This window comes from Pseudomonas oryzihabitans (assembly GCF_032027545.1).
Taxonomy (GTDB): domain Bacteria; phylum Pseudomonadota; class Gammaproteobacteria; order Pseudomonadales; family Pseudomonadaceae; genus Chryseomonas; species Chryseomonas oryzihabitans_F.
In genome coordinates, this window is record NZ_JAVSJB010000003.1 from 173,134 (window position 1) to 186,564 (window position 13,431).

The 13,431-nt window shown below is 67.3% G+C and carries 14 protein-coding genes and 1 riboswitch; of the genes, 6 read left to right on the forward strand and 8 right to left on the reverse strand.

Annotation, left to right across the window (positions count from 1 at the left end):
* Window position 1: 1 nt before the first annotated feature.
* The 3 genes from pstA to pstS form a co-directional block, all read right to left on the reverse strand.
* Window positions 2–877, reverse strand: a complete 876-nt coding sequence (pstA, locus tag RND78_RS05755; RefSeq protein WP_312726775.1) for a phosphate ABC transporter permease PstA — start codon at window positions 875–877, stop codon at window positions 2–4.
* On the reverse strand, window positions 877–1,851 hold the full coding sequence (gene pstC / locus RND78_RS05760) for a phosphate ABC transporter permease subunit PstC (RefSeq protein WP_312726776.1): 975 nt from the start codon (window positions 1,849–1,851) through the stop codon (window positions 877–879). The genes pstA and pstC overlap by 1 nt, the downstream gene beginning before the upstream one ends.
* Before the next feature lie 79 nt (window positions 1,852–1,930).
* A complete protein-coding gene (pstS, locus tag RND78_RS05765) occupies window positions 1,931–2,956 on the reverse strand; it encodes a phosphate ABC transporter substrate-binding protein PstS (RefSeq protein ID WP_082707053.1) in 1,026 nt (341 codons plus the stop codon).
* 448 nt (window positions 2,957–3,404) lie between these two features.
* A riboswitch (yybP-ykoY riboswitch) is annotated at window positions 3,405–3,571 on the forward strand.
* Between the two features lie 5 nt (window positions 3,572–3,576).
* Here pstS and mntP point away from each other — a divergent pair.
* Together mntP and RND78_RS05775 are read left to right on the forward strand one after the other, a co-directional pair.
* Complete coding sequence (mntP, locus tag RND78_RS05770; RefSeq protein ID WP_312726777.1) at window positions 3,577–4,149, forward strand: manganese efflux pump MntP; 573 nt, start codon at window positions 3,577–3,579, stop codon at window positions 4,147–4,149.
* Window positions 4,149–4,985 carry a hypothetical protein gene (locus tag RND78_RS05775; protein WP_312727279.1) on the forward strand — a complete coding sequence of 279 codons (837 nt, stop codon included), beginning with the start codon at window positions 4,149–4,151 and terminating at the stop codon, window positions 4,983–4,985. Before mntP ends, RND78_RS05775 begins: the two co-directional genes overlap by 1 nt.
* Before the next feature lie 17 nt (window positions 4,986–5,002).
* On the opposite strand, the gene RND78_RS05780 is transcribed toward RND78_RS05775, so the two are convergent.
* Both RND78_RS05780 and RND78_RS05785 read right to left on the reverse strand, forming a co-directional pair.
* The gene (locus tag RND78_RS05780) at window positions 5,003–5,545 is read right to left on the reverse strand and encodes a cytochrome b (protein ID WP_312726778.1); all 543 of its coding nucleotides are present in this window, start codon (window positions 5,543–5,545) and stop codon (window positions 5,003–5,005) included.
* 82 nt (window positions 5,546–5,627) lie between these two features.
* Window positions 5,628–7,298, reverse strand: coding sequence for a phosphoethanolamine transferase (locus RND78_RS05785; RefSeq protein WP_312726779.1), 1,671 nt, complete (start codon window positions 7,296–7,298; stop codon window positions 5,628–5,630).
* Window positions 7,299–7,533: 235 nt separating this feature from the next.
* Here RND78_RS05785 and RND78_RS05790 point away from each other — a divergent pair, with 235 nt between their 5' ends.
* Complete coding sequence (locus RND78_RS05790) at window positions 7,534–8,520, forward strand: cation diffusion facilitator family transporter (protein WP_312726780.1); 987 nt, start codon at window positions 7,534–7,536, stop codon at window positions 8,518–8,520.
* A gap of 139 nt (window positions 8,521–8,659) precedes the next feature.
* Here the strand turns inward: RND78_RS05790 and RND78_RS05795 are convergent, their stop codons facing one another.
* On the reverse strand, window positions 8,660–9,208 hold the full coding sequence (locus tag RND78_RS05795; protein WP_312726782.1) for a cytochrome b/b6 domain-containing protein: 549 nt from the start codon (window positions 9,206–9,208) through the stop codon (window positions 8,660–8,662).
* The gene (locus RND78_RS05800; RefSeq protein ID WP_312726783.1) at window positions 9,208–9,474 is read right to left on the reverse strand and encodes a PepSY domain-containing protein; all 267 of its coding nucleotides are present in this window, start codon (window positions 9,472–9,474) and stop codon (window positions 9,208–9,210) included. The genes RND78_RS05795 and RND78_RS05800 overlap by 1 nt, the downstream gene beginning before the upstream one ends.
* Window positions 9,475–9,626: 152 nt before the next feature.
* On the opposite strand from RND78_RS05800, the gene RND78_RS05805 reads away from it, so the two are divergent.
* Window positions 9,627–10,292: a response regulator gene (locus tag RND78_RS05805; protein WP_312726785.1), complete on the forward strand. Its 666-nt coding sequence runs from the start codon at window positions 9,627–9,629 to the stop codon at window positions 10,290–10,292.
* Window positions 10,289–11,647 (forward strand): ATP-binding protein, encoded by a 1,359-nt coding sequence (locus RND78_RS05810; RefSeq protein ID WP_312726787.1) that lies wholly within the window; start codon window positions 10,289–10,291, stop codon window positions 11,645–11,647. The genes RND78_RS05805 and RND78_RS05810 overlap by 4 nt, the downstream gene beginning before the upstream one ends.
* Here RND78_RS05810 and RND78_RS05815 read toward each other — a convergent pair.
* Window positions 11,644–12,858, reverse strand: coding sequence for an MFS transporter (locus RND78_RS05815; RefSeq protein WP_312726788.1), 1,215 nt, complete (start codon window positions 12,856–12,858; stop codon window positions 11,644–11,646). The genes RND78_RS05810 and RND78_RS05815 overlap by 4 nt on opposite strands.
* A gap of 78 nt (window positions 12,859–12,936) precedes the next feature.
* Between RND78_RS05815 and RND78_RS05820 the strand changes: the two genes are divergently transcribed.
* On the forward strand, window positions 12,937–13,431 hold the full coding sequence (locus tag RND78_RS05820) for a MarR family winged helix-turn-helix transcriptional regulator (RefSeq protein WP_166655912.1): 495 nt from the start codon (window positions 12,937–12,939) through the stop codon (window positions 13,429–13,431).

Genomic DNA, 13,431 nt, shown 5'->3' on the forward strand with positions numbered 1-13,431 from the left:
GTCACTTGGAATCCCGGTTGCGAAAGAAGAAGCGAGAGGAAAGGTTCAGGAACAGCACGAACAGGGTCAGCAGCAGGGCGCCGGCCCAGGCCAGTTGCTGCCAGTTCTCGAACGGACTCATGGCGAACTGGAAGATGGTCACGGGGACGCTGGCCATGGGCTTGAGCAGGTCCGCGTTCCAGTACTGGTTGCCGAAGGCGGTGAACAGCAGCGGGGCGGTCTCGCCGGTGATGCGGGCGATGGACAGCAGCACCCCGGTCACCACGCCGGCACGGGAGGCGCGCAGCAGGACCTGCAGGGTCACCTTCCACTGGGGGATGCCCAGGGCCAGGGCCGCTTCACGCATGGCCGAGGGTTGCAGCTGCATCATCTCGTCGGTGGTACGGGTCACCACTGGCACCACCAGCATGGCCAGCGCCAGGGCCCCGGCGAAACCGGAGAAACCTATGCTGCCGCCGGTGGCATGATTGAGCTGCACCACCACGGCGGTGTAGATGAACAGGCCGATGACGATGGACGGCGCCGACAGGAGGATGTCGTTGACGAAGCGCACCACCAGACCGAGTTTGGAATGGCGCGCGTATTCCGCCAGCCACAGACCGGCCAGGATGCCGATGGGCGCGCCGATGGCGGTGGCCAGCAGGGTGATCAGCACGCTGCCGAACAGGGCGTTGGCCAGGCCACCGCCGGTAGCGCCGGGCGGCGGGGTCATCTCGACGAAGAGACTCGGACTCAGGGCGCTCATGCCCTTGATCAGGGTGGTGCCGAGAATCCAGACGAGGAAGCCGAGACCGAGCACGGCCGCGGCGCTGCCGAGGATCAGCGCGATGCCGTTCTTGATCCGGCGCTTGCGATAGAGATAGGCGTCGACTTGCATCAGTTACCTGCCTTGCGTGACAGTTGCGACAGCATCAGACGCGCTGCCAGTAGCACGAAGAAGGTCACCACGAAGAGCAGGAAGCCCAGGGCGATCAGCGCGGAGCGGTGCAGATCGGTGTAGGCCTCGTTGAATTCGTTGGCGATCACCGAGGCGATGGAGCTGCTCGGCATCATCAGCGACGCGGAGAACTGGTGGGCGTTGCCCAGCACGAAGGTCACCGCCATGGTCTCGCCCAGGGCGCGGCCCAGGCCGAGGAAGGCACCGCCGACCACCGCCGAGCGGGTGTAGGGCAGCACGATGTCCCAGCAGACTTCCCAGGTGGTGGAACCCAGGGCGTAGGCCGACTCCTTGAGCTGGGGCGGCACACTGCGGAACACCTCGTACATCACCGAGGTGATGAAGGGCAGGATCATGATCGCCAGGATGATGCCGGCGGTGAGCATGCCGATGCCCAGCGGCGGGCCCTGGAACAGCACGCCGATGACCGGGATGGCGCCCAGGTAGTCGTTGATGAAGGGCGAGATGTGCGCGGCCATGAAGGGGCCGAAGACGAACAGGCCCCACATGCCGTAGATGATCGAGGGAATGCCGGCGAGCAGTTCGACGGCGGTCGCCACCGGGCCACGCAGCCAGGTGGGGGCGATCTCGGAGAGGAACAGGGCGATGCCGAAGCTGGTGGGCACGGCCAGCAGCAGGGCGATCAGCGACGTCATCAGGGTGCCGTAGATGGGCACCAGGGCACCGAACTTCTCGGCACCGACGTCCCATTCGGCGGACGTCAGGAAATCCAGGCCGAAGGTCATGAAGGCCAGGCGGCCACCCCAGAGGGTGGACAGGGCTGCCCCGACCAGCACCAGCAGGACCAGCAGGGCGGCAGAGAACAGCAGGCGCCGGAACCAGGTGTCCGCGCGGGTATCCCGACGGATACGCTCTTCCTGAGCGGCCGAAAGGGGAAGGGTTTGATCGGTCATGGCGATTTCCGGTCAGCAGATCGGGATGCGCGAAGCCGCCCGGGCCCCTTGGGGGTTCCCGGACGGCAGGCGGTCTTGCTTACTTCTTGAAGTCAGACGCCCAGTAGCCTTCGATCTGCTTGACCAGGGCATCGGGGACCGGGACATAGTCCAGGGCAGACGCTTCCTTCTGGCCGTTTTCCAGGGACCATTTGAAGAAGTCGAAGGCGACCTTGCTACGCTCTTCGTTCTTCGGCTCCTTGTACATCACGATCCAGGTGGTGGCGGTGATCGGCCAGGCGTCGGCGCCCGGGGCGTTGGTCATCAGCAGATTGAAGTCCTTGGCGCTCTTCCAGTCGGCGGTAGCGGCGGCGGCCTGGAAGCTCTTGGCATCCGGCTGCACGAAGTTGCCGGCGGCGTTCTTCAGCTGCACGTGGGACATCTTGTTGGTCAGCGCATAGGCGTACTCGACGTAGCCGATGGAGCCCTTGATCTGCTTCACGTAGGCAGCGATACCCTCGTTGCCCTTGCCACCCACGCCGACCGGCCAGTTGACGGTGGTGCCGAAGTTGAACTTCTCCTTCCACTCCGGGCTGACCTTGGCCAGGTAGTTGGTGAAGTTGTAGGACGTACCCGAACCGTCCGAACGACGGACCACGGTGATGGCGCTGTCGGGCAGCTTCAGGCCGGGGTTCAGGGCAGCGATGGCCGGGTCGTTCCAGGTCTTGACCTCACCCATGAAGATCTTGGCCAGCAGCGGGCCGTCGAGCTTCAGCTTGCCGGGCTCGATGCCTTCCACGTTCACCACCGGCACGATACCGCCGATGATGGTCGGGAACTGGCCCAGGCCGCCTTTCTGCAGGTCTTCGGTGCTCATGGGGGCGTCGGTGGCGCCGAAGTCCACGGTCGCCGCCTTGATCTGGGCGATGCCGCCGCCGGAACCGATGGACTGGTAGTTGATGCGGTTGCCGGTCTTCTCGCTGAAGGTCTGCGACCACTTCGACAGGACCGGGTAAACGAAGCTCGAGCCTGCGCCCGTGACATCCACGGCGTGAGCGGCAGTGCTCAGGCAAAAGGCCGACAACAACAGGGAGAGGCTGAACGTGCGTTTCATTGGTTGCTCCATTACCTTAGTGAGGGCTGGCGCTAGGCTATTGCCGAAATGTGACAATTAGGTGTCAGCGCCATGACGAAACGGGGACGGCAGAGCGCCACCATAGCCATGCCCGTCGCTCCTACCGAGCGTGCGAATGAAGCGTCATTCCCGGTGCCGGGCGGCGTCCGCAGCCCTGTCCGGTCTCCTCGAAAGAGAGGTTGCCTCCTTTTCGACGCAGCCTTCGTCCCCTGCGCGGGCGACTTCCAGCGATCGACTAACGACATGCCCTGGGGTCGGTAGCCGCCTGTGCCGCACCTCGCCGGCATCCCGTGCCGCCAACTCCATACGTCTAGAACGCCGTTTTCGGGCGCACTCAGGAGGTCATAGCCCTAGCGACGGCAGAAGATTTAGCCAAGGCTATATATATTAGAACTATCTACAAGATAGACTTTCTCTATCCGGCTAGGTAAGGTGGCGGCCTCTTTGGGGAGTAGCCTGCTTCCGTCGCGGCGGAAAGCGTCCTGGTCAACATACTCGGCAACCGCCGTGGTCAGGACAGCCAGTCAGGGTTGGCGAGACCAGAGACATCACCGTGCCATACCGGGCGTGCGGGGGTGTCTTATGGATCGAGCCCGGTCGGCGCTGTGACGATGAACCCTGCTTCCCTGATGTTCCTGGCCTTCGCCATGTCCACCGACGCCTTCGCTGCCGCCGTGGGCAAGGGCGCCAGTCTGCACAAGCCCCACCTGCGCGAAGCCCTGCGCACCGGGGCCATCTTCGGCGTCATCGAAGCCGTCACCCCGGTGATCGGCTGGGCCATCGGCCTGACCGCCGCCCAATACGTGCAGCCCTGGGATCACTGGATCGCCTTCACCCTGCTCACCGTGCTCGGCCTGCGCATGATCTGGGCCGGCTTCGGCGCCCCCGAGGCCGAAGAGGAAAAGCCGCGCCAGCACTCCTTCCTGCTGCTCGCCCTTACCGCCGTGGCCACCAGCATCGACGCCCTCGCCGTGGGCGTGGGCCTGGCCTTCATCGACGTCAACATCGTCACCGCGGCCCTGGCCATCGGCCTCGCCACCATGGTCATGGTCACCACCGGAGTGATGCTGGGTCGGGTGATGGGCAACCTGGTCGGCAAACGCGCGGAAATGCTCGGCGGCGTGGTGCTGATCGTGATCGGCGCCGCCATCCTCTACGAACACCTGGGGACCGTCGCCTCGTGATGGTACGCGGCTGGCGTTACGGTCTCGGCGCCCTGGCCGCGCTGTTGCTCGCAGCGGTCGGCTTCCTCGCCTGGCAGCGCTTCTGGCCGGCCCAGGCCGCCAGCGGCTGGCGCTACGAGGTGGCCTATGCCGACGTCGCCAAGGCCAGCGCCCTGGCCTGGCAGGGTGATGCCCTGCTCGCCGCGGAAGAACTCAAGGACGGCAAGGGGCGCCTCCTGCGTATCGACGCCAGGGGCCAGCGCCAGGTAGTGCGCGAGGGGCTGTCCAAGCCCGATGGACTGATCCCCTACCGCGACGGCTTCGCCTATAGCCAGGAAGGGGGTACCCATCCGGTGCGCTGGTTCGACGCCACCGCCAGCCGCGATCTCTTCACTGGCATCAATGCCCAGGGACTCTGGGCCGAAGGCGAGCACCTCTACGCCGTGGAAGATCGCAAGGGCGAGGGCCGCCTGCTGCGCTACGACGCCCGCGACGGCAGCCTGACCGTACTGCGCGACCGCCTGGACGAAGCCGAGTCCTTCACCCGCTGCCCCGATGGCCGCGCCTTCTATACCGAGAAGGCCCGCGGGCTGGTGCGCCAACTGAGCGACGACGGTCGCGATCCGCCCGCCCTGAGCGAACTGCGGGAGCCCAGCTTCTTGCTCTGCGACCGTCGCGGCCTGTGGATCAGCGAAGACTCCACCCACCGCGCTCGCCTGCTGCTCTGGGATCGCCAGTCCGCCCCGCGCGCCATCCTCACCTTTCTGCGCGCGCCCCAGGCGTTGCTGCCCAGGGGTGACGGCTACCTGCTGGCCGAAGGCGGCCGGGATCGCATCATCGCGCTCTATCCGCGCTAGGCCACGGCGCGCTGGCGCTAGAGCATACGCTTGAGGGTGTCGTCGCGCCGGATCAGGTGGTGCCATAGCGCCGCCAGCACGTGCAGGCCGATCACCCAATAGAACGCCGTGCCCAGCCAGATGTGTACGCCCTTGAGCGACTTGGCCAGCTCAGGGTCCACCGCGAAGGGCGAAGGCAGCGCCCAGGTGCTGGAAGGGATCTTCACCGCGCCGATGGTTAGCCACACCGTGAACAGCCCGAGCAGCGGCTGGGCCAGCAGGAAGCCATAGAGAGCGTAGTGGGTCAGCCGGCCGACCGTCTCCAGGCTCCGTGCCAGCGGCGGCGTGATGGGCGGCACCGGATGCCGGTGGCGCACCCAGAGCCGCGGCAGCACCAGCGCCAGCACCAGCAGCCCCACCCAGAAATGACTGAGCACCACCCACTGGCGCTCCAGGGAACCCCGCTCGAACTGTCCGCGGCTGAGGATCAGGCCATAGGCCAGGAGCACCAGCAGGGCCATGAGCCAATGCAGTCGTCGGGCACTGCGGGCATAGCGGGAAGGGGAAGAACCGGTGGACATGGCGAAGTCCTTGCGCGATGAACGTGAACGGGCGCCAGCAGTGTAGCGGCGCCCGAAGGGAGAGAGTAAGACCCCCGAGAGGCTAGCCACAGGGGTTGCTGGGGGTATCCAGCAGCAGCTTGCTCAGTTGCTGCGGCGGTTGGTGGACCAGGCCGGTAGGCGACTCGCAGACGCGCTGCACGAAGTTGTCGCTGAACAGCAGCTTGCCGTGGACGAAGTGCTCGTCCGGCCGGCGATTGGGATTGTCGATTCGAGTGCCCAGGCGTTCCGCCAGCCAGCTGCCGGCCTCGTAATGGCTGATCCAGCGCTCGCCCTGCAGACTGGCCAGAGCCTGCTCCGGGGCGTCCCGTGCCACCACGATCACCGGGACGTCGCTGACCTCGGGTACCAGGTCGTTATGGCCCCAGTGGCCACCCTCCCCCAGCCGCTGGCCGTGGTCGCCGGTGATGATCAGGTAGCGCTCGCCCTCCAGGCGGTCGAAGTCGGCGAGGATCTCGGCGAGCAGGCCATCCAGATAATGCAGCGAATTGTCGTAGGCGTTGGCCTGCCCCTCGGCGCCCTGGTCCGGCCAGGGCGCCGGCGTGGTCTCGTGCCGGTAGTTCTGCGCATAGGGCAGGTGCGCGGTACGCAGGTTGAGCACCACGAAATTGCGCGGGGCCCAGCGCTGCTCGTCGAGGATGTCCAGCAGGGCGCGGTCCTGGCGTTGCAGGAAGCGTAGCGGATGGTCCTCGCGGGTGATGGAGACGTCCAGGTAGCGACTGCCAAGGTGCGCCAGCAGCTTGGACTCCTGGGACGACAGCCAGTAGGTGCGAAAGCCGGCGGCCTGGGCGAAGCGGAACAGGTTGATCTCGCCGGTGCGCAGGCGCTGGTCCTGCCCCGGCTCGCGGATCGGGTTGAGCAGATAGGGCAGGCTCACGTCGGTGGCGACCCCCGCTGCCACGCCGGGCCGCGTCAGCGCCTGGGGATTCCCCTCGAGATAGGCCGATAGCCTGGGCGTGGTGTTCCTTGCATAGCCGAAGGCACCCAGGCGATCGCTGCGCAGCGAATCGGCCACCACCAGCCAGACGTGGCGTGCCGTGCTCGGCACCTGGGCCAATTGGTAGGGGGCATAGGCTGTCGGCGGCAGCACGACATCGTCACGCCCGGCCAGGCGCACCGCCCAGGCGGAAAAGGCGTTGAGGCTATTGTGCAGTCCGCTGCGAGCCGGGCTGGGGACAAAGGCATCGAGGTTGCGGTAGGTGGCGCGATAGGGTTTGGACAGCAGCACCGCGGCGATCAGGATCAGCGCCCAGCGGCTCGCGGGCAGTGGTACCCGGCCGGGCAGGTAGAGATGCAGGGCGATCAACAGGCCATAGGGCAGGCCCACGCAGAGCAGTACCGGCCAGTGCTCGGGCAGGCTGAGCCAGAGCGCCTGGCGCACCTCGGCGGTGTCGCCCAGCATGGCCTGGATGTCGATGGCGCTGAGCGGCTCGCCGAAGAAGCTCAGGTTGCCCAGCTGCAGCAGCTGCATCACCGCGAACGTGAACAGGATGGCTGCCGCCAGCCGCGGCAGGTTGCACAGCCATAGTGCCAGGCTGAACACCCAGAGCGCGGCGACGTAGCCCGCCTCCAGTTCGGCGCGGTTGTTGGGGGTGAACAGCTGCTGGAGGAAGTCGTCGGCCAGCAGCAGCAGGCAGCTCAGGCTGGCGAGCAACACCAGGTTGCGCCAGGGACGCCGGCCGGTGGCAGAGGTGCGGAGCGGCAGGACGAGCATCAGCAAGGCTCGCACGGCGACTGCGGAAGGGAACGAACAGGCATGGCCGGGCTCCAGCGATGGGAAGCCGCCACCCTGAGGGACGAACCTTAATGCAGTCTTAGTGGCTAACCTGAGGTTACAGATCACTGTCCGGTCGCCGACGGCGCGCTGAAGCCCTTGACCCTGAAGTGACTTCAGGCTTCAGGCTGCAGACCTAGCGGCACCCGTTCCCTTACCAACGAGAGACCTATCGATGAGTGGCTCCACCCACCACGACCATCACGATCACGATCACGATCACGATCACGATCACGATCACGATCATCAGCATGACCACGGACAGGCTCACGGGCATGGCCATTCCCATGCGCCGCGGGTCACGGCCAGCAACGAGCGCAAGCTCAAACTGGTCTTCGCCCTGACCTTCGGCTACGCCATCGTACAGGCGCTGGGCGGCTGGTGGTCCGGCTCGCTGGCGCTGATCGCCGACTCCGGTCACATGATCTCGGACGCCGCCGCCCTGCTGCTGGCCCTGGTGGCCTATCGCGTGGCAGCCAAGGCGGCCAATGCCCGCTTCACCTATGGCTTCCATCGGGTGCGCATCCTGGCGGCCCTGACCAATGGCGTCGCCCTGCTGCTGCTGGTGCTGTGGATCGGCTGGGAAGCCATCACGCGGCTGCGCGAGCCCACCGAGGTGCTGTCCGGCCCCATGCTGGTGGTGGCGGTGATCGGCCTGGTGGTCAATCTGGTCGGCTTCGCGGTGCTCAACGGCGGGCACAAGGATGACAGCAACCTGCGCGGTGCCCTGCTGCACGTGGCCGGCGACCTGCTCGGATCGGTCGGCGCCATCCTCGCCGCCCTGGGGATTCTCTGGACCGGCTGGACCTGGCTCGATCCGGCGCTGTCGATCCTGGTCGCCCTGCTCATCGTCAAGTCGGCCTGGTCGCTGGTCCGGGATGCCGGCGCAGTGCTGCTGCAGGCGGCTCCCCGGGAATTCGACACCGCCGGCGCCACGGCGGCCGTCCAGGATCTGCCCGGCGTCGCCGAGGTGGGCCACCTGCACGTCTGGACCCTGACCGACGAAACCCGTATCGCCACCCTGCACATCACCCCGGCGCCAGGTAGCGATCCGCTGCAACTGCCCACTCTGGTGGGCGAGGTGCTGCGCAGTCGACACGGGCTGCAACACGTGACGGTGCAGGTGGACCCGCCCGGAACCCTCGGTGGGCACTGCGCTTAGAGCCTGTTCAAAATCTGCTGCGCGTCGGCCAAACCGCGTTGAAAATGGCTTCGGAATGCTCATTTACCACTCGTAAACTCCGCTTCCTCAGCCATTTTCGCCTTGTTTGCCTCTAGCTCGCGAGATTATGAACAGGCTTTTAGGGACGCCGGACGTCTTCGTCGAGGGGGCGCCGGCGACCGGTCAGCATCGACAGCGGCAGGTTGTCGCGCACTCTCAGGCTTTCCACCACCGCCGCCACGGCATGCAGGCAGACCAGGGCGAGCAGCGCGTTGGCGAAGCAGGCGTGCAGGTCCTGGGGCCAGTCGGCGCCCCAGAGGGCGTCTACCTCGCGCATGAGGAATCCGGTCACACCGAGCGCGCCGATGGCGGCCATCATCAGCAGCATTACCAGGGCGCCGAGCGGCGAATGGCCAAGGCGGTGGTGGGGACGCCCCTGCCAGAGGTCACGCAGATGGGCTCCGAGGCGGGCGCGGCTTGGCCAGAAATCGCTCCAGCGCGCGCTGCGCGGGCCGATGAAGCCCCAGATCAGCCGTACCAGCAGCCAGGCACTGGCGTAGTAGCCGATCCAGCGGTGCCAGAAGGCGCCCTGTTCGTTGAAGAAGTAGTTGGCGAAGAAGGCCGCGGCGACCGACAGGTGGAACAGCCGTATCAACGGATCCCAGAGCCGTACGGTCGCTGCATTCATCAGCTGTCGATCTCGGTCTTGACCGCCTTGCCGCTCACCGGATCGTGATAGATCTCGACCTTGCGCCTGTCCTTGTCGAAGCCGTAGATCTCGTAGCAGTTGCCCTTGGTGATCTTGAACTTCTTGATCTCGTAACCCTGCTCGCGCAGCTTGGCCTGGAATTGCTCGGCGTTCTGCCAGGTGGACTTGTCCGCCTGGGTGCACTGGGGCTCGGCGGCGAGGGTCAGGGGGCTGACGAAGAGCAGCGGAAGCAGCAAACGGCGCATGATGGGATTCCTCTTGTTGGGGAAGCCCAGGCTCGGCGCCGAACCTTAATGCAATCTTAGGGCGCAATGCCTGGTAACAGTTGGTGTACCCGGGTCCGCGATGCGGCGGCGATGATGGGCGGCTACCGGTGCAGCGAGTGGAGGAAAAAGCCGTGCGGGTACTCCTGGTGGAAGACGACGCGGCCCTGGCGCAGGGTATCCGCATGGCCCTGCGCGGCGAGGGCTATACCCTGGACTGGGTAGCCGATGGCCTGGCCGCCGAGCACGCCCTGGCTTCCGAGGCTTTCGACCTGGTGCTGCTGGACCTGGGCCTGCCGCGGCTGGACGGTCTCGAACTGCTGCGGCGCCTGCGCAGCCAGCCCGAGGGCCAGGTGCCAGTGCTGGTGCTCACTTCCCGCGACGCCAAGGCCGACCGCATCCAGGGCCTGGATGCCGGGGCTGACGACTATCTGGTCAAGCCCTGCGACCTTGACGAACTCAAGGCCCGTATCCGCGCCCTCATCCGTCGCAGTTGCGGGCGTGCCCAGCCGCTGCTGGAATACGGCGGCGTCAGCCTCGACCCGGCCAGCCAGGCGGTGCGCTTCCGCGGCGCCGAAGTGAGCATGACACCCATGGAATACCAGCTGCTGCACCAGTTGCTGCTGCGCCCCGGTGCCGTCATCACCCGAGAGCGGCTGAGCAACGCCCTCTACGGCTGGCAGGAAGCGGCCTCGGGCAACACCCTGGAAGTACTCATCCACAATCTGCGCAAGAAGCTCGACAGTAGCCTCATCCGCACGGTGCGGGGCGTCGGCTACCTGCTGGAGCGCCAGCCATGATCGCCATCCGCACCCGCATCCTCGCCCCTACCCTGGCCCTGGTCATGGCCGGCAGCCTGGCCCTCGCCCTACTGGCCCTGCGCGACAGTCATCGCGAGATCGAGGGCATCTACGACGCCCAGTTGGTACAGGGCGCGCGCCTGCTGGAAGGCCTGTTGCAGACCGGCCTGCCGACGGCGGACAACTGGCCCGCCCTGACCCGGGTGTTCGACCGCGCCATGCAACCCGCTCCCGGCGTGGCGGCGCATCCCTACGAGAACCAGCTGACCTTCCAGATCTGGACCTCGGACGACCAGTTGCTGGTGCGCTCCGGTAACGCACCCCGGTTGAGCGAGGTGCCGCCCGAGGGCCTGCACGAGGTCTTCGAAAACGGCCGCGAATGGTGCGGGATGCTGGTGCGCACGGCCAACGGAGGCCTGCGCATCTGGGTCGGCGAGCGCGAGGACCTGCGCCAGGACCTGATCCAGCGCATCGTCAGCCACACGCTATGGCCGACCCTGGTCGGACTGCCGCTGCTGGTCGCGGTGCTCTGGCTGCTGCTCGGCTGGGGCCTGCGCCCGCTGCAGGACTTCGCCCGTGGCCTGCGCGAACGCGACCAGCACAGCCTGGCGCCACTGCCGGCCGGTCCGCTACCGCCGGAACTGCAACCCATGCGCAGCGCCCTCGATCACCTGCTCGCCCAGTTGCGCGCCCTGCTCGACCGCGAGCGGCGCTTCATCGCCGACGCCGCCCACGAATTGCGCACGCCCCTGGCGATCCTCGACCTCCATGCGCAGAACGCCCAGCGCGCCGAGACCGCGGCGGAGCGCGACGAAGCCCTCGGTTATCTGCGCCAGGGCGTCAGCCGGGCTACCCGCCTGGCCAGCCAGTTGCTGACTCTGGCACGCCTGGAACCCGGCGCCAGCCAGGTCCAGGCGTTGGCCCTGGAACCCCTGGTGCGTGAGGAGCTGGCCGAATTGACGCCCCTGGCGCTCAAGCATCAGGTGGAGCTGGTATTGGCGGCCCAGGCCGGACCGCCAGTGCTGGGCGATCCGGATGCCATCGCCATCGCCCTGCAGAACCTGGTCACCAACGCCCTGGCCTTCGCCCCGGCCGGCAGCGCGGTGGAGGTGGGTATCGAAGCCGGTCACGACGATGGCGTGCTGCTACGGGTCGAGGATAGCGGCCCGGGGGTGGACGAAGCCGAACTGGCACGCCTGTGCGACCGCTTCTACAGTTCCGGCAATCCCCAGGGCGCCGGACTGGGCCTGGCCATCGTCGAGACCATCACCCGCCGCCTGGGCGGCGCCCTGAGCTTTCGCAACCGCCCACGCGGCGGCTTCTGCGTGGAATTGCGCCTGCCGCGCGCGACCTAGGCCTCCTGGCAGCGCGTCGCCAGCACCGGCTGCTCGGGCCGGGTCAGGCGCAGCCCCAGGCCCATGAGCAGCAGCACCCCCAGGGCCATCAGCAGCCAGGCGTTGGCCAGGCTGTCCAGATGGTCGCGCAGGATGCCGGCGGCCAGCGGCGCCAGGCTGGCGATCAGGTAGCCACCGCCCTGGACGAAACCGAGCAGCGCGCCGGCGTCGGCGGGATCGCGCACCTGGTCCATCGCCAGGATCAGCGACAGCGGAAACAGCGCGCCGATGCCCAGGCCGAGCAGGATGGCGGTGGGGATCGCCAGGCGCAACGGCGCCAGGGCCAGGCACAGCAGGCCAACCAGCACCACGCCGAGCACGCCCAGCACCAGCGGCCGGCGATGGCGCAAGCGGGCGATGGTGGCCGACAGCAGGAGGCCGGCGCTGACCTCGGCGAGACTCACGCCGCCCAGCAGCAGCCCGCTGTCGGCCGGACGCCAGCCAAGGCCCGTGTAGTACGGCGGTAGCCAGGACAGCACCAGGGTGTAGGCAGCGGTGCCGATGCCGAAGAAGGCCAGCAACAGCCAGGCCTGCCGCGAGCGCCAGGCCTGAGCGCGGGGCGCAGCGGCCACCAACGGCGCATCCGGCCGCGCCAGGGCCAGCCAGATACCCAGGGCCAGCAGCACCGGCAAGGTCCAGACCGCCAGGCCCTGGCCCCAACCCAGTTGTTCGGCCAGGGGCGCAGCCGTGGCGGCGGCCACGGCTGCGCCGCCCATGATGCCGGTGGTATAGAGCCCCATCAGGGTGCTGGTGCGGGCGGGATAGCAGCGGCGGATGTAGGCCGGGATCAGCGCCTGCACCAGGGCGATGCCGACGCCGCCGAGGCCGGCGGTGAGGATCAGCCCCAGGCTGCCGGGCTCCTCCCAGCGCGCGGCATTGGCCAGCGCCAGCAGCAGCAGACCGAGGGCGATGCCCCGGCGCTCACCGAGCCAGGCCTGCAGACGGGCGCCACCCAGGGCGCAGAGGCCCATGGCGGCGATGGGCAGGGTGGTCAGCACCCCGGCGCCGCTGCCCTCCAGGCCGGTGGCCGCCTGGATGCCATCCAGCAGCGGACCGATGGCCGCCAGGATGGGTCTGAGATTCAAGCCGACCAGCAGCACCAGCAACACGGCGAGGAAGGCATCCTGGCGCGGTGCGGCCATGGTCGGGGATGATGATGACGCGGAAAGCATGGACAATCTCCAGCAAGATTCGGTATTTCTCTTGATGAGAAGTATCTTAACATCAAGATATATTCCCGAGGTAAGCCAATGGCCGATCGCGCCGAATTCGCCGTTGACCAGTGGCATCGCGAGCGCCCCGACCTGGATGCCCTGCCCATGCGCCTGGTGGGCCGCCTGGGTGAAGTGGCCCAGGTGCTCAATCGCGATGTGCTGCAGCCATTTTTCGACGAGCACCGACTGCACTATGGCGAGTTCGATGTGCTGGCGACCCTGAGGCGAGCGGGCGAGCCCTACGCCCTGAGTCCCACGGTGCTCTATGAGTCGGCCATGATCTCCTCGGGCGGCATGACCAATCGCCTCGACCGCCTGGAGCGAGCCGGCCTGATCGAGCGGCGCAAGAATCCCGAGGATCGCCGCAGTACCCTGGTGGCCCTCACCGCGGACGGCTTCGCCCTGATCGATGGCCTGATGGCCGCCCACGTCGACAACGAGCGCCGGGCCCTGGCGACGCTCAGCGAGGCCGAGCAGCAGCAGCTGGACGCCCTGCTGGGCAAGTGGCTGGCCAGCCGCGCGACGGCCTGA

Excerpts from the sequence above, each read along its gene's own strand:
- pstA (WP_312726775.1), bottom strand. The coding sequence starts at position 877 with ATGCAAGTCGACGCCTATCTCTATCGCAAGCGCCGGATCAAGAACGGC.
- pstC (WP_312726776.1), bottom strand. The coding sequence starts at position 1,851 with ATGACCGATCAAACCCTTCCCCTTTCGGCCGCTCAGGAAGAGCGTATC.
- pstS (WP_082707053.1), bottom strand. The coding sequence starts at position 2,956 with ATGGAGCAACCAATGAAACGCACGTTCAGCCTCTCCCTGTTGTTGTCG.
- mntP (WP_312726777.1), top strand. The coding sequence starts at position 3,577 with ATGAACCCTGCTTCCCTGATGTTCCTGGCCTTCGCCATGTCCACCGAC.
- RND78_RS05775 (WP_312727279.1), top strand. The coding sequence starts at position 4,149 with ATGGTACGCGGCTGGCGTTACGGTCTCGGCGCCCTGGCCGCGCTGTTG.
- RND78_RS05780 (WP_312726778.1), bottom strand. The coding sequence starts at position 5,545 with ATGTCCACCGGTTCTTCCCCTTCCCGCTATGCCCGCAGTGCCCGACGA.
- RND78_RS05785 (WP_312726779.1), bottom strand. The coding sequence starts at position 7,298 with ATGCTCGTCCTGCCGCTCCGCACCTCTGCCACCGGCCGGCGTCCCTGG.
- RND78_RS05790 (WP_312726780.1), top strand. The coding sequence starts at position 7,534 with ATGAGTGGCTCCACCCACCACGACCATCACGATCACGATCACGATCAC.
- RND78_RS05795 (WP_312726782.1), bottom strand. The coding sequence starts at position 9,208 with ATGAATGCAGCGACCGTACGGCTCTGGGATCCGTTGATACGGCTGTTC.
- RND78_RS05800 (WP_312726783.1), bottom strand. The coding sequence starts at position 9,474 with ATGCGCCGTTTGCTGCTTCCGCTGCTCTTCGTCAGCCCCCTGACCCTC.
- RND78_RS05810 (WP_312726787.1), top strand. The coding sequence starts at position 10,289 with ATGATCGCCATCCGCACCCGCATCCTCGCCCCTACCCTGGCCCTGGTC.
- RND78_RS05815 (WP_312726788.1), bottom strand. The coding sequence starts at position 12,858 with ATGCTTTCCGCGTCATCATCATCCCCGACCATGGCCGCACCGCGCCAG.
- RND78_RS05820 (WP_166655912.1), top strand. The coding sequence starts at position 12,937 with ATGGCCGATCGCGCCGAATTCGCCGTTGACCAGTGGCATCGCGAGCGC.